Annotated in this window: 15 protein-coding genes; 3 read left to right on the top strand and 12 right to left on the bottom strand. The window is 45.3% G+C overall.

The annotated features are described in order from the left end of the window. Positions 1 to 25: 25 nt before the first annotated feature. From AB5916_RS13100 to dapF, 11 genes are all read right to left on the bottom strand, one after another. On the bottom strand, positions 26 to 880 hold the full coding sequence (locus tag AB5916_RS13100) for a mechanosensitive ion channel family protein (protein ID WP_368191331.1): 855 nt from the start codon (positions 878 to 880) through the stop codon (positions 26 to 28). 40 nt (positions 881 to 920) lie between these two features. Next, positions 921 to 3,080 (bottom strand): Tex family protein, encoded by a 2,160-nt coding sequence (locus tag AB5916_RS13105; RefSeq protein ID WP_368191332.1) that lies wholly within the window; start codon positions 3,078 to 3,080, stop codon positions 921 to 923. 59 nt (positions 3,081 to 3,139) lie between these two features. Then, the gene (locus AB5916_RS13110; RefSeq protein ID WP_158421134.1) at positions 3,140 to 3,931 is read right to left on the bottom strand and encodes a DUF975 family protein; all 792 of its coding nucleotides are present in this window, start codon (positions 3,929 to 3,931) and stop codon (positions 3,140 to 3,142) included. 36 nt (positions 3,932 to 3,967) lie between these two features. Next, the gene (locus AB5916_RS13115) at positions 3,968 to 4,855 is read right to left on the bottom strand and encodes a DegV family protein (protein ID WP_368191333.1); all 888 of its coding nucleotides are present in this window, start codon (positions 4,853 to 4,855) and stop codon (positions 3,968 to 3,970) included. 42 nt (positions 4,856 to 4,897) lie between these two features. Next, complete coding sequence (locus AB5916_RS13120) at positions 4,898 to 6,151, bottom strand: hypothetical protein (protein ID WP_368191334.1); 1,254 nt, start codon at positions 6,149 to 6,151, stop codon at positions 4,898 to 4,900. Between the two features lie 21 nt (positions 6,152 to 6,172). Further along, positions 6,173 to 7,381 carry an aspartate kinase gene (locus tag AB5916_RS13125; protein ID WP_158421137.1) on the bottom strand — a complete coding sequence of 403 codons (1,209 nt, stop codon included), beginning with the start codon at positions 7,379 to 7,381 and terminating at the stop codon, positions 6,173 to 6,175. Between the two features lie 16 nt (positions 7,382 to 7,397). Then, positions 7,398 to 8,612: a homoserine dehydrogenase gene (locus tag AB5916_RS13130; RefSeq protein WP_368191335.1), complete on the bottom strand. Its 1,215-nt coding sequence runs from the start codon at positions 8,610 to 8,612 to the stop codon at positions 7,398 to 7,400. A 4-nt stretch (positions 8,613 to 8,616) separates the two neighbouring features. Next, positions 8,617 to 9,069 carry an ACT domain-containing protein gene (locus tag AB5916_RS13135; protein WP_158421139.1) on the bottom strand — a complete coding sequence of 151 codons (453 nt, stop codon included), beginning with the start codon at positions 9,067 to 9,069 and terminating at the stop codon, positions 8,617 to 8,619. A gap of 101 nt (positions 9,070 to 9,170) precedes the next feature. Further along, positions 9,171 to 10,281 (bottom strand): peptide chain release factor 2 gene (gene prfB, locus AB5916_RS13140; protein WP_158421140.1). Its coding sequence is split into 2 segments (ribosomal slippage): positions 9,171 to 10,205 and positions 10,207 to 10,281, totalling 1,110 coding nucleotides; the frame shifts between segments, so codons are not numbered across the junction. A gap of 180 nt (positions 10,282 to 10,461) precedes the next feature. Continuing rightward, a complete protein-coding gene (gene mnmA / locus AB5916_RS13145; RefSeq protein WP_368191336.1) occupies positions 10,462 to 11,685 on the bottom strand; it encodes a tRNA 2-thiouridine(34) synthase MnmA in 1,224 nt (407 codons plus the stop codon). A 173-nt stretch (positions 11,686 to 11,858) separates the two neighbouring features. Beyond that, positions 11,859 to 12,728, bottom strand: a complete 870-nt coding sequence (gene dapF, locus AB5916_RS13150; protein WP_368191337.1) for a diaminopimelate epimerase — start codon at positions 12,726 to 12,728, stop codon at positions 11,859 to 11,861. Between the two features lie 244 nt (positions 12,729 to 12,972). Here dapF and AB5916_RS13155 point away from each other — a divergent pair, with 244 nt between their 5' ends. Beyond that, a complete protein-coding gene (locus AB5916_RS13155; RefSeq protein ID WP_158421143.1) occupies positions 12,973 to 13,800 on the top strand; it encodes an AraC family transcriptional regulator in 828 nt (275 codons plus the stop codon). Positions 13,801 to 13,860: 60 nt separating this feature from the next. Here AB5916_RS13155 and secA read toward each other — a convergent pair whose 3' ends face one another. Continuing rightward, the gene (gene secA / locus AB5916_RS13160; protein ID WP_158421144.1) at positions 13,861 to 16,437 is read right to left on the bottom strand and encodes a preprotein translocase subunit SecA; all 2,577 of its coding nucleotides are present in this window, start codon (positions 16,435 to 16,437) and stop codon (positions 13,861 to 13,863) included. Positions 16,438 to 16,853: 416 nt separating this feature from the next. Here secA and AB5916_RS13165 point away from each other — a divergent pair, with 416 nt between their 5' ends. Together AB5916_RS13165 and AB5916_RS13170 are read left to right on the top strand one after the other, a co-directional pair. Beyond that, a complete protein-coding gene (locus AB5916_RS13165) occupies positions 16,854 to 17,069 on the top strand; it encodes a type II toxin-antitoxin system Phd/YefM family antitoxin (protein ID WP_158421145.1) in 216 nt (71 codons plus the stop codon). A 105-nt stretch (positions 17,070 to 17,174) separates the two neighbouring features. Continuing rightward, the gene (locus AB5916_RS13170) at positions 17,175 to 17,483 is read left to right on the top strand and encodes a PIN domain-containing protein (protein ID WP_368191339.1); all 309 of its coding nucleotides are present in this window, start codon (positions 17,175 to 17,177) and stop codon (positions 17,481 to 17,483) included. Positions 17,484 to 17,627 lie beyond the last annotated feature (144 nt).

Raw genomic sequence — 17,627 nt, forward strand, 5'->3', positions numbered from 1 at the left:
AAATTTTAAGATAAATATAACATATTTAGGAAATTACGTGTACATCCAACTGACGATATGGAATCCGGATACCCTGACGGTCAAATTCATCTTTGATGGTTTCGTTCAAACGCCATCGCACCGTCCAGTAATCTTCTGTAGGTACCCATACACGAAGCCCCAGGGTCACTGCACTTTCTGCCAATTCATCTACGTATACCAGCATTCCCTGATCTTCCCGGGTGCCCTTGTCATCTTTTATGATCTGTTCCAGTATCTGCTTTGCCTTGTGCATATCTGAATCATAGGAAATCCCGATCTTCAGCTCCAGCTTCCTCATATCCCGTGCTGTCAGATTGACCACTGTATTCCCGGACAGGGTGCCATTCGGGATCACAATATGCCTGTAATCCACAGACAGCAGGGTAGTATAACAGATCTCGATCTTATACACAGTCCCTTCCCAGCCATTGGCCTTATCTACAATAATGTAGTCTCCTACCTGGAAGGGCTTGAAGATCAGAAGCATCACCCCTCCTGCCAGGTTGGACAGTCCACCTTGTAATGCAAGACCGATGGTAACGCCTGCAGTACCTAAAAGGGCGGCTACGGACGATTCTTTGATACCGAAATTCATCCCGATCCCGAAGATCAGCAGAATATATAAAAGGGCTTTCAGGAATGAACACAAAAACTGTACCGCCCCTTTATCCATCCCGGTCCGTCCCAGGGAGCGTCTCACAAGACCAAGCACCCACCGGATCAGGCGGCTTCCAATATACAGAACCACAATGGACAGAACCACTTTGATCCCAAAGCTGATCAGCTGGGGCGTGTGTTCATCCAGATATTTCTGAAACTGGCTTACATGATCAGTAAGCTCCTGTGCGGTTTCTTCCATAAAATCCTGCACCTCCCCGCCGGATCACAATACTTTTTTGTTATTTCTGAAATCCTTTCATGGAAAGGCTGATCCGTTTCTTCTTAAGATCCACGCCGATCACCTGTACATCCACAACATCTCCTACACTGACTGCTTCCAGGGGATGTTTGATAAACTTCTCGCTCATCTGGGAGATATGTACAAGACCATCCTGATGAACCCCGATATCCACAAATGCTCCGAAATCGATCACATTCCGCACAGTTCCTTTCAGGATCATCCCTTCTTTCAGGTCCTCCATATTCAGTACATCTGTGCGAAGGATCGGACGGGGCATTTCATCCCTTGGATCTCTTGCCGGTTTCTCCAGCTCCTTTACAATGTCTTTCAATGTGATCTCGCCTATCTCCAGTTCCCTGGCCAGCTTTTTGTAGTCATGGATCTGGGAAGAGATCCTGCCCAGCCCTCCGGATGTAATATCTTTTGGTGTGTGTCCCAGCTTTTTAAGAAGGGCATTTGCTGCCTCATAGCTTTCCGGATGCACGCTTGTAGCATCCAATGGATCATCACCTCCTGTGATACGCATAAATCCGGCACACTGTTCAAAAGCCTTAGGACCCAGCTTTGCCACCTTCAGAAGACCTTTCCTGTTGGTAAAACGGCCATTTTCTTCTCTGTAGGTCACAATGTTTTTTGCAATGGCTTTACTGATGCCTGAAATATATTCCAGCAGGGAGGCAGATGCAGTATTCAGATCCACACCTACCTTGTTCACACAGTCCTCAACCACTCCGGACAAAGCTTCTCCCAGCTTTTTCTGGTTCATATCATGCTGATACTGACCAACACCAATGGACTTAGGATCGATCTTTACCAGCTCTGCCAGCGGATCCTGTACGCGCCTTGCAATGGAAGCTGCGCTTCTCTGTCCTACATCAAAGTTAGGGAACTCTTCTGTGGCCAGCTTGCTTGCAGAATATACAGAAGCACCAGCTTCATTGGTGATCACGTACTGTACGCCTGCCTCCGGGATCTCCTTCAGCATGTCCACGATCACCTGCTCTGACTCTCTGGAAGCAGTACCATTTCCAACAGAGATCAGGGATACCTTGTACTTTCGGATCATTTTCTCCACAGTATCCTTGGCTGCACGGATCTTAGTCTCATTGGTAGGTGCAGTAGGATAAACCACTGTGGTATCCAGCACCTTTCCTGTGGCATCTACCACTGCCAGCTTACATCCGGTACGGAATGCCGGATCCCATCCAAGCACAACCTTCCCTGCAATGGGAGGCTGCATAAGAAGCTGCTCCAGATTCTTTCCAAATACCTTGATGGCGCCATCTTCTGCCTGATCGGTAAGATTGCTGCGGATCTCCCTTTCAATGGCAGGTGCGATCAGTCGTTTGTAGCAATCATCCACCACTTCTTTTAAGACAGGAGAGGTAACAGGATTCTCCTTTGTGATCACCTGATGTTCCAGGTAACGGAGGATCTCTTCTTCCGGTGCATTCACTTTAACAGTGAGGAATTTCTCTTTTTCCCCTCTGTTCAGTGCCAGGATCCTATGACCTGCCAGCTTCTTGATAGGCTCCTCAAACTCATAATACATTTCATAAACAGACTGAGCCTCCGGATCCTTTGCCACAGAACTGATAGTTCCTTTCTTTGTGGTCAGATCCCTGATGCGGATACGGTAATCCGCCTCATCGGAAATCCGTTCTGCCAGAATATCCTTTGCTCCTGCAATGGCCTGCTCCACGGAAGTCACTTCCTTCTCTTCGGAAAGAAAAGCCTGTGCTTCTTCTTCCAATGGTTTTTTGGTCATCTGAAGGCTGATAATATTTGCCAGGGGCTCCAGTCCTTTTTCTTTGGCAATGGTTGCCCTTGTACGGCGTTTTGGCCTGTAAGGACGGTACAGATCCTCTACCACCACCAGAGTCTGTGCTTCAAGGATCTGTTTCTTCAGCTCAGCGTTTAGCTTGCCCTGCTCTTCAATGCTGGCAAGCACCTGTTTCTTCTTATCTTCAAGGTTACGCAGGTAATTCAGCCGCTCATAAAGATTACGCAGCTGTTCATCATTAAGGGCACCGGTTGCTTCCTTACGATATCTGGAAATAAACGGAATGGTATTGCCTTCATCGATCAGCTTTACCGCTGCTTCTACCTGTTCTTTTTTTACACCCAGTTCCTGGGTGATCACCTGTATAATATCCATGTTAATCTATCATCTCCTTATGCCCGGGAATTAAAGTCTTATGTTCCGCACATAACATTTTATGCCTCGGAATTAAAGTCATCCTGATCCCAGGCAGATTTATTTTCCCTGTGATCCTCATAAATGTCCTGATCCAGTTCGCCTAACAGATCCCTGTAAAACATAGTCACAGTCATCTGCATATAGGGAACGATCCAAAGAAGAGCTATATATAATGTGAATATAGAAAGAAACAGTAAAGGGATAAAGCTGATCTGCATCAGCAGATATCTGCCTTTATGCCCTTTCATCATAGCTGCACTGGCCTTTAAAGCCTCTATGCCGCCCATATCCAGGTGATCTGCCATCAGAAAGTAAGTCATAACAAAAGGCAGCGTAACGATCACATTAAGTACAATGGATAACAGCATCAGCTCCATAGAGCGGCCCATCCACTCCACCTGTGCTTCCAGAGTATTCCCAGGGATCACAGTATAGCTGTACCAGTAGTAGGGAATGGATACCACCAGATCGATCAGCGCCAGCACAAAGCCGGCTACGATCACCCGATCTGGATGATTTCTGAAAAAGTACAGCAGATCACCAAGACCAAACTCCCTGTCTCTGGCCATATTCAGAAACATGTAATACAATCCTGCAGACAGGATCCCTGTAACAAGGGACAGGATAAATAGAAAAATCTGGCTCATGATCATAGTTGGCAGGAATTCGCCTGTAAAAAGATTCCCTGCCAGAAGATTCCCCAGAAGGTTGATGCCAAATGCTGCCAGCACCCCCATGATAGCGATCCCATATCTACCCTCTAAAGCCAGCTTTGCGTATCTTTTCAGTTCTTTTGAACTTCTCTTCATAGATTATCAAATCTCCTTCGATTCGGCAACAGCTTCTTACTCTGTACGTTTTTTCCCCCAGAAGAAAAGAGCCACAGTACCAGGGCCTGTATGGCTTCCTATGGTAGTACCTACATAATTGATCAGAACTTTTCCGTTTAGGTGGGGAAATCTGGCCTCTACCAGGTCTGCCACAGCCCTGGCATCCTCATAACAGCCGGACTGGGAAATATAGCACTTTCCGGAATAATCTCTGCCATCTCTGGCATATTCTTCCATCTTGTCCACAATGGTACGGATCACCTTTTTCTTGGTGCGGATCTTAAATCTGGGGATCAGCCTGCCCTGGTCATCCATGTTCAGAAGCGGGCAGATATTCAGCACGCCGCCGATAAAGCCGGCGGTTTTGGAAATCCTGCCGCCCTTGATATAAAAGGTAAGATCTGTGGAAAAGAACCAGTGATTCAGCTCCAGCTTATGCTGCTCGGCCCAGTCATAAACCTGCTGAAGGCTTTGTCCCTGATCCCGAAGATCTGCCAGCTGGTCCATCAAAAGCCCGTATCCAGAAGATGCTCCAAGAGAATCTACCACCAGGATCTGCCTTTTGGGATACTTCTGAGACAGTTCTTCTTTGGCGATCATAGCAGAATTGATCGCTCCGGAAATCCCGGAGGACAGGCACACATGAAGCACATCCTTTCCCTGCTTCAGGAATGTTTCAAAATATGCCTGATACTCTTCTGCATTAACCTGGGAAGTTTTTGTTTCTGCCCCATCTGCCATTGCCTGATAAAACTTCTCAAAAGGCATGCTCTGTCCCAAATCATCGGTATACTGTTTTCCATCCATCTGATAGTGAAAACAGATGTAAGATATTCCACGTTTTTCAAAATGTTCCTTGGTAAGGTCTGCTGTTGAACAGCAGCTCAGAATATAATCACTCATCTTCTCCTCCGGTCCAGTGACACAGGCATGCTGCCTTTTGTGTTACTGAAGGTTATAATTCTTATAGGTAACTGCAGCAGCTGTGTCCGGATCCTTATCCTCATTGAACCAGAACTGTGCTCTTGTGTCGATCTTGGTATCCTCGCTCTCATAAATGGTCAGATAACCATTTTCTTCATCGTAAAGATATCCTTTTTCCTGTGCTGCTGCTATCAGATCACTTTTGGATGCACCTAATGTAAATCCACCTGAAAGCTTCAGGCTCAGGCTGTCACTGTCATAATTTCCAACCTCCAGTTCTGTTACAAAGCAATTGGACAGTGTAACTGCATTGGATGTTTTGTTATAGATAGAAAATCTTACGCTCTGGTTATTCTTCATCATATCAATAAATTCCAGACCGCCGCCTTCTACATATGCGTCCTCAGCTGCATCCTGGATCGCCCAGCCATTTGCCTCAAAAGCGCTTACAGGTGCAGGTAGCTGGTAAAGATCACCACAGTACTCTACTACCGGATCCAGCATATCACTGCCCAGTTCCTGGGGAGCCTGATACTCAGATACAACATCCGGTGTGGATGTATCTACTTCACCTTTTTCAAAATCTTCCGGCTCTGAGAAATTACGCACATCTACTTTTTTCAATGTGTTGTCGTCCTTATATACATACAGTTCCACACGTTCATAAGTATCCTTGGAGTATGTCATCTGTGTATAATAATCTCCTTCATATACATCAGAAGGATCTCCATAAGCTGCCTTAATATCATCCACTGTGGAGGTACCCATCTGGATCCCGCCTGCAAGCTCTACCGGCATTTTGGAAAGATCCACTCCGTAGCTGCTGCTTGCATCCACAGTCACAGAACCGATCAGGCACTGGCTTACAGATGCCTGATTGATCCCCAGGTTGATAGCCTCTGCTCCAATCCGCAGTCCCTCTTTTTCAAAATCGATCATATAGTAGGAATTAGAGGGTACGCTTTCGTCCTCTTCCACGCCGGAAAGCTGCCATCCAAGAGCTGTAAAAGCCTCATAGGTCATAGGAAACTGGCAGATATCATCTCCCATTTTCAGCTGAAAATCATAAATGTTGTCCGATAAAGTAGTGGAAGCATGCGGGTCTGCAGGCTGTGCTTCTTCTGTGTTTTCTGTCACTGCAGTCTCCTGTGCTTCAGCAGTTTCCTCTGTCTGCGCTGCTTCCTGTGTTCCTGCGGTCTCCTGTGCAATAACAGGAACAGATACTGTACATAAGCTGGCTGCCATCAATAATGCAATCATCATTTTTCTTTTCATCGTTTTCTCCCTTCCAGGCTTTTAGTCGGTAAGCCCAAACGCATCGTGTACTGCATTCATTGCACGGATCCCATCCTTTTCATTGATCAGGACCGTTACCCTGATCTCTGATGTAGAGATCATATTGATATTAACGCCTTCGTTGTAAAGGCTTTCGAACATCTTAGCAGCCACACCCGGATTACTCATCATGCCGGCCCCTACAATGGAAAGCTTGGCAATGTTTCTCTCTGAATGCAGTTCTTTATAGCCCAGTCTTGCCTGGTTCTCTTCCAGAGTGGCAACTGCATCCTCAAGATCATCCTTATTTACTGTAAAGGAAATATCTTTGGTGCCTGCCCGTCCGATGGACTGCAGGATCACATCCACATTGATCTTCTTTTTGGCAAGTGTATCAAAAACCTTAAATGCCATACCCGGCATATCCTTGATCCCGATCACTGCGATCCTTACTGCATCTGTATCCAGGGCTACACCACTGATCAGCATTCTCTCCACGGTTGTTACCTCCTTTACTACTGTACCCTCACTGTCGTTCAGGCTGGAGCGCACCACAAGGGGCACGCCGTATTTCTTGGCCATTTCCACAGAACGGTTGTGAAGCACACCTGCTCCTAAGGTAGCCAGATCCAGCATCTCATCATAGGTAATCTCTTTCAGCTTGCGGGCTCCAGGCACCTTCCTTGGGTCTGCTGTATAAACTCCGTCCACATCTGTATAGATCTCGCAGGCATCTGCATGAAGAGCTGCTGCCAGTGCAACTGCTGTAGTGTCAGAGCCGCCTCTGCCAAGGGTAGTATAATCATCATATTTGTTCACGCCCTGAAATCCGGTGACGATGACGATCCTGCGGTTTTCCAGCTCCCTGCGGATCCGCTCGGTATCGATCCTTTTCAGTCTTGCATTGCCGTGATCACTGGTGGTATGCATAGTCACCTGAAATGCATTCAGGGATACTGCCGGCACCCTTCTCTGGTTCATGGCCATGGCCATCAGCGCCACAGACATTTGCTCTCCAATGGTCAGCAGCATATCCAATTCTCTTTTCGGTGGCTTTTCATTGATGTCCTTTGCCATTTTGATCAGCTCATCCGTATATTTGCCCATTGCAGAAAGCACAACCACTACATCGTTGCCTTTCTGGTATTCTGCTATACACCGGTCTGCCACATGAAAGATCCGTTCTTTATTTGCCACAGATGTACCGCCAAATTTTTTAACTATTAACATATATGCCTCCGGTCACTCAGTCCTTGATGCGGATCATGGAAAGGATCTCCGCTTTGATCTCTGCTGCTTTTGCTTTGTACTGTCCAAGTGTCATCTGTGCAGTGACAAAGCCTGTCTCTCCTTCTGCCTTTGGTACCTGTATCTGCTCTATAGTCCCAAATACACTCCGGATCAGCGAAAGATCGGTTGTCTGCACACGTACAAAGAACCGTCCGGATACCTGATCAGGATCTGCAAGGGGAAGTGGCCGATCGTTCCATTCATTTGGCATGTTCTCATGAAGATGCTTGGCTTCATCCACCACATCTGCCACTACTGCACTGGCGGTAGGCAGCTTGCCTGCCCCGCTGCCGTAGAACATGGCATCTCCCAGTACATTTCCATGGACAAAAATACCGTTGTACACATCATTTACACTGTACAGCGGATTATTTTTACCAACAAGGAAGGGGGCAACCACTGCATAATAGGAATCCTCTGACAGCTTCCTGCTTGTAGCCAGAAGCTTAATGGACATACCCATAACCCTGGCATACTCCATATCTTCCGGAGTGATCCTGGTGATCCCTTCTGTATGGATTTTTTCATAATTCAGAAACTTCCCGTATGCAAGGGAAGACAGGATCGCGATCTTCCTGCATGCGTCATATCCTTCCACATCTGCGGTAGGATCAGCCTCTGCATATCCTTTTTCCTGAGCTTCCTTCAGAACACTTTCAAAACGGCTGCCTTCCATATCCATCTTGGTCAGCATATAATTGGTGGTGCCATTCAGGATACCTGTCACTTCGTCGATCTGGTCTGCTGTAAGAGACTGGTTCAGTGCGCGGATAATGGGAATACCACCTCCGCAGCTTGCCTCAAACAGGAAATTAATGTTCTTATTCCTGGCGATGTCCATCAGCTCAGGACCAAACTTTGCTACCAATGCTTTATTGGAGGTAGCCACGCTTTTCCCTGCCTCTAATGCTCTTTTCACAAAGGTATGTGCCGGCTCCAGGCCACCCATCACTTCTACTACAATGTCTACTTCCGGATCATTTACGATAGTCTCATAATCGTGTACAAGCACTTCCTGTACCGGATCCCCCGGAAAATCACGAAGATCCAACACGTATTTGATCCGGATCTCATCTCCTGCACGCCTGTTAATACTGTCCTGGTTGGTATTGATCACCTCTACTACTCCGCTGCCTACAGTGCCGTATCCTAAAACTGCTATGTTGATCATTTGTTTACTCCCTGCCTAATATTTTAAGATAATGAATCCCTTCCGTCTGTTCAATGTTCTCTACCATGGCCTCAGCATCACCGGCCCCCGGAAGGATATCTACGCTTAGGGTCAACGTAGCCACGCCACTGATGGGAATACTCTGATGAATGGTCAGTATGTTCCCATGAAACTCTGCAACGGACTTCAGTACATTTGACAATATCCCAGGTTCATCATCCATCTGTATGATAAAGGTAATTGTCTTTCCTTTGGCCTGTTCATGGAAAGGAAAAATATCATCTTTATATTTGTAAAAAGAGCTGCGGCTGATCCCTGTCTGCTCTGCAGCTTCCTGTACAGTGAGTACGCGGCCTGAATCCAGAAGTTTCTTTGCTTCCACAACTTTCTGAAGCACCTCCGGAACAGCCCGCTCTGTCACTACATAATATTTCTTTTTCTCGTTTGTTCTATCCATGCATGTCCCTCTGTCCGTATTACAAAAACATTTGTTTTCTAACAATGGATATATTACCACAGCCTCAGGGGCTGCCGCAAGAGGGTTCTTGTATTTTCAGGTTATTTTGAAAGGGCGATCCATTTCAGGTATGCATTGATGAAAATATCAATGCCGCCATCCATCACTGCATCCACATTACCGGTCTCTTCGTTGGTACGGTGATCCTTGACCATGGTATATGGCTGCATAACATAGGAACGGATCTGATTGCCCCATCCAATATCGGTTACTTCTCCACGGATACCGGAAAGCTTGGCTTCTGCCTCCTGCTGCTTCAGCAGATAAAGCTTGGCCTTCAGCATCTGCATAGCCTTGTCTTTATTCATGTGCTGGGAACGCTCATTCTGGCACTGTACCACGATCCCGGTAGGGAAGTGGGTGATACGGATCGCAGAGGAAGTCTTGTTGATATGCTGTCCACCGGCGCCGCTGCTTCGGTAGGTATCAATACGGATATCCTCATCGTTGATCTCCACATCCAGATCCTTCTCTATATCTGGCATAACATCACAGGATACAAAGGATGTCTGTCGTTTGCCTGCAGCATTAAACGGAGAAATACGTACCAGACGGTGCACGCCCTTTTCGGATTTCAGAAGTCCGTATGCATTCTCCCCATTGACCTGGAAAGTAACAGACTTGATACCGGCTTCATCTCCGTCAAGATAATCCAGTACTTCCACAGAAAATCCTTTCCTGTCTGCCCATCGGGTATACATACGGTACAGCATGCTGCACCAGTCACAGGCTTCTGTGCCACCGGCTCCTGCATTCAGCTTGATAATGGCATTCTCGCTGTCATATTCGCCGGAAAGCAGTGTTTTGATACGGATATTGTCAAAATCTGTGCGGAACTCATCCAGCATCTCCTGAATCTCCGGAATGATCGCCGGATCATTCTCCTCATAACCCATCTCGATCATGGTCTCCATATCTTCCATCTGGGATACCAGGTGCTGATATGTCTCCATGTCATCCTTCATGCTTTTTAATTCTTTCATTTTCTGCTGGGACTTCTCTGCGTCATCCCAGAAGTCGGGAGCTTCCATCTCCCTTTCTAATTCTTCGACCTTCTGCTCTTTGTTAGCCAGGTCAAAGTGAATCCCTCACTTCCACTAATGGTTCTGTATACGTTGCAAGAATGCTCTTGAACTGGTCTAATTCAACCACAGCTTCACCTTCTTTCTTATATTTGTGCGGAAACAGGCTTACTGCCTTTGTTTCCAGGCTGTCTTATACTTTAGCATATCCCCGGCAAAAAAACAACTGCATTGGAATTGCATTTTGTAGTTCGCATAGGCAGATAAAGTAAAATATCATTTGGCAAATTTTATAATTATTTTACAGGTTCTATCCAAGGATCGTGCCACCGCCTACTACAACATCTTCGTCATAAAGTACAACTGCCTGACCTCCTGTCACTGCACGTACCGGCTCTTCAAATACTACCTTTACCGTGCCGTCCGGCAGTGCCTGGGCCATAGCCGGTGCTTCCTTTGCACGGTAACGTGTCTTGGCTGTTACCTTGATCGGTTCCTTTGGCGGCTCGCAGGAGATCCAGTTAAAGTCCTTAGCCAAAAGCTCTTTTGTATAAAGATCCTTTTCCGGGGACAGTATCACCTGATTTTTGGCCATATCTTTCCTACGCACATATAAGGGAGCCGGAAGTGCAAGCCCAAGGCCCTTTCTCTGGCCGATGGTATAACGTAGAAGACCTTTATGCTGTCCCAGCACATGTCCCTGCTGGTCTACAAAGTCTCCGCTTTCATACTTTTTCCCTGTGCGTCTCTCAATAAAATCTCCGTAATTCCCATCTGGCACAAAGCAGATATCCTGGCTGTCATGCTTTCTGGCATTTACAAAATGATATTCTTCTGCCAGTTCCCGGACCTTCTCTTTGTCTGCATATTCTCCCAGCGGTAACCTGGTATGGGCCAGCTGATCCTGGGTCATAAAATAAAGCACATAGGACTGGTCCTTTGCCAGATTCCTTGCCTTTTTCAAAAGCCACCGGCCTTTTTCCTCATCATATTCTACCCGTGCATAATGTCCGGTCACAATGGTACCAAAGCCCACTGCCTTGGCCCGGTCATAAAGCTTTGCAAACTTCATATAGCGATTGCAGTCAATACATGGGTTAGGCGTATCCCCACGCTCATAGGCATCCACAAAGCGGTCGATCACCTGATGGGAAAAGTCTTCTTTAAAATTCATTACGTAAAAACGCATTCCCAGCTGATGTGCTACTATTCTGGCATCTTCCACATCATCCAGTGTACAGCAGGTGTGATTCTTGGACAGTCCCACGTCTTCATTATCGTATAATTTCATGGTTACGCCAATGCACTCATAGCCTGCCTTGCACATCAGCATGGCTGCCACTGAACTGTCCACACCTCCACTCATTGCAATAAGGGCATGCCCTGCGGGCACCCCCTTATGATCTTCGTCTGGATTCTGTTGTTCTTCGTTGCTGCCTGTATTATAAATCTTGTTATAATCTGTATTATGAATCTCTTTTTGTATTTCTTCTGTCTGCCATTCACTGGCCTTACCTGTGTCTGTAGATGACATTTACTCCTCCTTTATGGATCCTTATCTATCCGGATGCCGGCAGTAACCACTCACTGCCGCATGATCATCCTTGCTGAATATCACTGCAACGTAATTGATCATTCTTTCTGAAAAGAATACGTCATAACGCTGATTTTGTCAACGTCCCGTAAAGGAGGTAGTTCAAAGGAAGTTCAGGAGAAAAAGCTTTCTGCCACGCGGATGTCTGCAATATACCCTACCGTTCCGGTCATGTAGATGGTGTCATCCTTTCCGATATCGATCTGGATCATTCCTCCTGGCTGGTTCACATTGATCCGACGTTCCATCATCCCCAAACGGTAAGCTGCCATAGCTGCTGCACAGCTGCCAGTACCGGAAGCCTTTGTATATCCACAGCCTCTCTCCCAGATTTCTATTTCCAGATTTCCTTTGTCGATCTGCCTGCAGATCTGCAGATTAATCCTTTCCGGAAATTCATCTGCATTTTCCACATAGGGTCCCAGCTTTTCCACCTTTTCCCGGCTGATCTGATCTGTAAAGATGATACAATGAGGATTTCCCACGGTCAGGCAGGTAGCCTTGTATTCCTGACCATGAAATACAAAAGGCTCATTGATCACTTCCCGGATTTCTCCGGTTACAGGGATTTCCCTGGATATGAAAGAAGCTTTCCCCATTTTTACCCGAAATTCTGTTGCCCTGGCATTCAGGCACTCTACTTCCATTGTTCCGGCCTCTGTTTCTATGGAAAATTCATTTCCATGCACATAGCCCTGATCCATTAGATATTTTGCAAAGATCCTTACGCCATTACCGCTGATGGCAGATTCACTGCCGTCTGAGTTAAAGATCCTCACACCCATTTTCCCGTTAATTTCTACAGGACCGTACAGGATCCCGTCTGCCCCCAGGCCAAAGCCTCTCTGACATAAGATCGCAATCTTTTTTCCCTGAAGCTGCACTTTATTCTTTTTTGCGTCCAAAACAAGATAATCGTTACCAAGTCCCTGATATTTTGTCATAACAATACTGTCTGTCATAAGCCTGCTCCTTTTCCCCATTCAAGAATGCCTCGGCATTCTTGCTGCGAGGTGCGCGTCATGCAATTGCATGACATACTTCTACTGCGCACCTCTGCAATCCTGGTACCTATAGTATATTTGTTTGTTTTCGCATTGTACATAGAATATAATGCCATACATATTGCAAAAAATGCTTTCAATGTATAAAATAATGTTGTGAGGATAATGTTGTGAGCAAATGTCTTTAGGATACCAAATGGGCTTGACATACGGAGGTGTGTTTATGTTTTATGACCAGGAGCCAACAGAAAAAACAGGATATCTGGACCAGTCATTCCGACTTTTCCATATCCGGGACCAGCAAGACCGAATCTTTCCCTTTCATTATCATGACTTCCACAAAGTGGTGATTCTTTTATCCGGAAAAGTTACCTATCATATTGAGGGAAAAGCCTATCATCTGAAGCCCTGGGATATCCTTCTGGTTAATCAGCATGCGATCCACAAGCCGGAAATCCTGCCTTCTCTTCCATATGAACGTTTTGTGCTGTGGATCAGGGATGACCTGGAAAAAGAATCACTGACCCAATGTTTCCAGAAGGCCAGTGACCGAAGCTTTAACCTGATTCGTTTAAAAAGCAGGATGCAGGAAAAGCTGAAAGAAATTCTTTTTGAACTGGAGGCCTCCATGAAAAGTACTCAATTCGGTAATGACATATTAAGCGATGCTCTTTTTTCCCAGTTTATGGTGTACCTGAACCGGATCTTTCTGGAAAAGCAATATATTTTTGATCAAAAATCCTATACCTGCGACCAGCAGATCCAGGAGCTGCTTCAATATATCAACCACAATCTGACTGCTGATCTTTCAGTGGATGTGCTTGCAGAAAAGTACTACCTTAGCAAATACCATATGATGCGAAAATTCAAATCTGAAACAGGCTATACTCTGCACAGTTATATTAACAGCAAACGTCTTCTTCTGGCTCGTGATCTGATCAGTGAAGGCATGCCTGTGATCAAAGCAGCCGCACAAAGCGGTTTTTCCGATTACACCACCTTTTCCAGAGCCTATAAAAAAATGTTTAATAAATGCCCCTCAGCTCTTTAGAGCCTGAGGGGCATTTGCATCACATATTATGATTTTGGTGTCAAAACACCACAATCATGATTACACGTTGGCTGCTTTTCTTCCACAGCACTGTTTGTATTTCTTTCCGCTTCCACATGGACACGGATCATTCGGATATACCTTGATTTCCTTACGCTGTACAGGCTTTCTCACACTGGTATCGTCTTTGTTGGTGCCAGTTACCTTTGCAACCTGCTCACGCTCGATCTTCTGCTCTACATGTACATGATACAGCATCCGTACAGTATCTTCCTGAATGGATGTGATCATGTTATTGAACATGTCAAACGCAGCCATCTTGTACTCAACAACCGGATCTCTCTGGCCATAGGCTGTCAGTCCGATACCCTGGCGAAGGATCTCCATATCATCAATGTGATCCATCCACTTGCTGTCAATGCTCTTAAGAAGGATCACTCGCTCCAGCTCACGCAGCTGCTCCGGCTCCGGGAACTCAGCCTCTTTTTCTTCATAAAGCTTTACAGCTTCTTCCTTTACAAAGTGCTTGATCTCATTCTTTCTCTTGCCTTTGATCACCTCTTTGGTAAGAGGCTCAATAGGAATGATCTGAAGAAGAACAGAATTAAACTCTTCCAGATCCCACTCTTCTGAGTCCACATCATCTGTAAAGCACATATCCACTGTATTGTCTACAATGTCGGTGATCATCTTGTAGATGGCATCACGCATATTCTCACCATCCAGAACCTGACGGCGTTCTTTGTAAATGATCTCACGCTGCTCATTATTAACAGCATCATAATCAAGAAGATTCTTACGGATACCAAAGTTATTGAACTCGATCTTCTCCTGTGCCTTCTCAATGGCATTAGAAAGCATCTTGTGTTCGATCTGTTCATTCTCAGCCACACCCAAAGATGTGAATACTTTCATCAAACGCTCGGAACCAAAGAGACGCATCAGGTCATCTTCCAGGGAAATGTAGAAACGGGATTCTCCCGGATCCCCCTGACGTCCGGAACGTCCACGAAGCTGATTATCGATACGTCTGGACTCATGTCTCTCTGTACCGATGATCTTCAGTCCGCCGGCCTCTCTTGCCACATCATCAAGCTTAATATCTGTACCACGACCTGCCATGTTGGTAGCAATGGTAACTGCACCTGCCTGTCCGGCCTGTGCTACGATCTCAGCCTCCAACTCATGGAACTTGGCATTCAGAACATTGTGCTGGATGCCTTCCCTGCGGAGCATACGGCTGATCAGCTCGGAAGTCTCAATGGTGATCGTACCAACCAGTACCGGCTGCTGCTTTGCATGTGCTTCTTTGACTGCTTCCACAACTGCGTTAAACTTCTCTTTCTTGGTCATGTACACAGCATCATCCAGATCCTTACGCTGTACCGGACGGTTAGTAGGGATCTCTACAACGTCCATTGCGTAAATATCACGGAACTCTTTTTCTTCGGTAAGGGCTGTACCGGTCATACCGCCCTTCTTGTCATATTTATTAAAGAAGTTCTGGAATGTGATAGTAGCAAGTGTCTTGCTCTCTCTCTTAACCTTTACATGCTCCTTAGCCTCGATCGCCTGATGCAGACCATCGGAATAACGGCGTCCCGGCATGATACGTCCGGTAAACTCATCAACGATCAGAACCTCATCATCCTTAACCACATAGTCCTGGTCCCTGTGCATCAGATTGTGGGCACGAAGTGCAAGGATAATGTTGTGCTGGATCTCCAGATTCTCCGGATCAGCAAGGTTCTCAATATTAAAGAACTTCTCAACCTTCTTAACACCCTGTTCTGTCAGGTTGACGATCTTATCCTTCTCATTTACTACAAAGTCACCTGTCTCGATAACTTCCTCGCCCATGATGGCTGCCATCTTGGTCATCTCATGGCTGGCTTCACCACGCTCCAACTGCTGTGCCAGAATATCACAGACCTCGTAAAGCTTGGTAGACTTACCGCTCTGGCCGGAAATGATCAAAGGTGTACGTGCCTCATCGATCAATACAGAGTCCACCTCATCAATGATACAGTAGTGAAGATCTCTCTGTACAAGCTGCTCTTTATAGATAACCATGTTGTCACGAAGATAGTCAAATCCAAGTTCATTATTAGTTACATAAGTGATGTCAGAACCATATGCAGCACGGCGCTCTTCCGGCTTCATGTCATTCAGTACAACACCTACGGTCAGGCCCAGGAACTCATGCACTTTGCCCATCCACTCAGCATCACGCTTTGCCAGATAGTCATTGACTGTAACGATGTGCACGCCCTTGCCTTCCAGAGCATTCAGATATGCCGGCAGTGTGGATACCAATGTCTTACCTTCACCTGTCTTCATCTCAGCAATACGTCCCTGATGCAGGATAATACCACCGATCAGCTGTACCCTGTAATGCTCCATACCCAGTACACGCTTGGCAGCTTCACGTACAGTGGCAAAAGCCTCCGGCAGAAGATCATCCAGTGTGGCACCCTCTTCCAGGCGTTTCTTATATTCTCTTGTTTTGTCACGCAGTTCTTCATCTGTTAATTTCTGCATCTCCGGGCGCAGGCTGTCGATCTTGTCCACCAGTGGAAGAATACGTTTTACCTCTCGCTGGCTGTGCGTCCCGAATATTTTTGAAAACATGCTCATGAATCTACTCCTCTTGACAGGTGCAAATAGATGCTCCTGATTATTATTTTCGTTTTGTTATTGCCTTTCATATGTATCCTATCCCTATTTCTATTAACAGGCGAATGATACACTTATCTATTTTAACACTTTCCTGTACAGAAAACAATAAATTTTTCATAAACTACAGCTACATAAATTATTCATTAACAATTCATTAATTACAGCCATACTATTTTTTTGCAATCAGAAGGCTCATTTTTTTGTAAACTACAGCAATATAAAACAGTTCTTGCGTCCGACAGAACAGTCAAAAGCATATAGCCGTATCGTACAAAGCAGTATTGGCAAAAACATTGATAAAATCGTACGATAACATTGATTGAATCATGCGAATATGCTATGATTGACACAGAAAATGAAAAGGAGGCTTGCATATGTCAATTACAGCTACTGAACTTAAATCGAATTTAGGGAAATACCTTGATCAAGCTGCAACCGAAGATATTTATATCTCCAAAAACGGCAAAATCATTGCAAAAATTACGTCTCCATATAAAAACAAATTAGATATTGTGAAAGAGCTTTATGGCAGCATTCCCAATACAGTCACTTTAGAAGATGCCCAAAAAGAAAGGCTCAAAAATTTATGAAAGTCCTAATTGATACTTGTGTAGTTGTGGATTTCCTTCAACAACGGCAGCCTTTTGCCGAAAGTGCTTTAAAAGTCTTTATGCTCGCTGGGTCTGGGGAGATTAATGGATAATATTACTGCAAAATCTGTTACCGATATTTATTACTTAATTCATCGTATAACTCATAGTGATTCAGTAACAAGAGAAACATTAGAAAAACTTTTTTCTATCGTCGAAATTTTAGATACAACATCTAATGATATCTGTTTGGCATTATCATCAACAATTTCTGATTATGAAGATGCTGTAATGATAGAAACTGGAATCAGAGAAAAAATGGATTGTATTGTGACTCGAAATCTTAAAGACTATAAAAAGGCAAAGTTTACTGTATATTCTCCAAAAGAATTTTGTAGTATAACAAGCCAATAGCAATGGCAGAGAATAAGAACAATTAAGCACCCGGGGAAGGAAAAACTCACCCGGGTGCTTTTTCAGAGAGAGCGTTTCAAGTTTTGTGTAAACAGAAAAAACTGATATAAGATATGTCATTAGTTATCGAGGACAGAACCTGTT

Source organism: Blautia sp. 1033sp1_1033st1_G9_1033SCRN_220408 (assembly GCF_040929965.1).
GTDB lineage: Bacteria > Bacillota > Clostridia > Lachnospirales > Lachnospiraceae > Blautia_A > Blautia_A ammoniilytica.

What these genes read in the sequence shown, in the direction of transcription:
- AB5916_RS13100 (WP_368191331.1), bottom strand. Translation starts at nt 880, where the DNA reads ATGGAAGAAACCGCACAGGAGCTTACTGATCATGTAAGCCAGTTTCAG.
- AB5916_RS13105 (WP_368191332.1), bottom strand. Translation starts at nt 3,080, where the DNA reads ATGGATATTATACAGGTGATCACCCAGGAACTGGGTGTAAAAAAAGAA.
- AB5916_RS13110 (WP_158421134.1), bottom strand. Translation starts at nt 3,931, where the DNA reads ATGAAGAGAAGTTCAAAAGAACTGAAAAGATACGCAAAGCTGGCTTTA.
- AB5916_RS13115 (WP_368191333.1), bottom strand. Translation starts at nt 4,855, where the DNA reads ATGAGTGATTATATTCTGAGCTGCTGTTCAACAGCAGACCTTACCAAG.
- AB5916_RS13120 (WP_368191334.1), bottom strand. Translation starts at nt 6,151, where the DNA reads ATGAAAAGAAAAATGATGATTGCATTATTGATGGCAGCCAGCTTATGT.
- AB5916_RS13125 (WP_158421137.1), bottom strand. Translation starts at nt 7,381, where the DNA reads ATGTTAATAGTTAAAAAATTTGGCGGTACATCTGTGGCAAATAAAGAA.
- AB5916_RS13130 (WP_368191335.1), bottom strand. Translation starts at nt 8,612, where the DNA reads ATGATCAACATAGCAGTTTTAGGATACGGCACTGTAGGCAGCGGAGTA.
- AB5916_RS13135 (WP_158421139.1), bottom strand. Translation starts at nt 9,069, where the DNA reads ATGGATAGAACAAACGAGAAAAAGAAATATTATGTAGTGACAGAGCGG.
- mnmA (WP_368191336.1), bottom strand. Translation starts at nt 11,685, where the DNA reads ATGTCATCTACAGACACAGGTAAGGCCAGTGAATGGCAGACAGAAGAA.
- dapF (WP_368191337.1), bottom strand. Translation starts at nt 12,728, where the DNA reads ATGGGGAAAAGGAGCAGGCTTATGACAGACAGTATTGTTATGACAAAA.
- AB5916_RS13155 (WP_158421143.1), top strand. Translation starts at nt 12,973, where the DNA reads ATGTTTTATGACCAGGAGCCAACAGAAAAAACAGGATATCTGGACCAG.
- secA (WP_158421144.1), bottom strand. Translation starts at nt 16,437, where the DNA reads ATGAGCATGTTTTCAAAAATATTCGGGACGCACAGCCAGCGAGAGGTA.
- AB5916_RS13165 (WP_158421145.1), top strand. Translation starts at nt 16,854, where the DNA reads ATGTCAATTACAGCTACTGAACTTAAATCGAATTTAGGGAAATACCTT.
- AB5916_RS13170 (WP_368191339.1), top strand. Translation starts at nt 17,175, where the DNA reads ATGGATAATATTACTGCAAAATCTGTTACCGATATTTATTACTTAATT.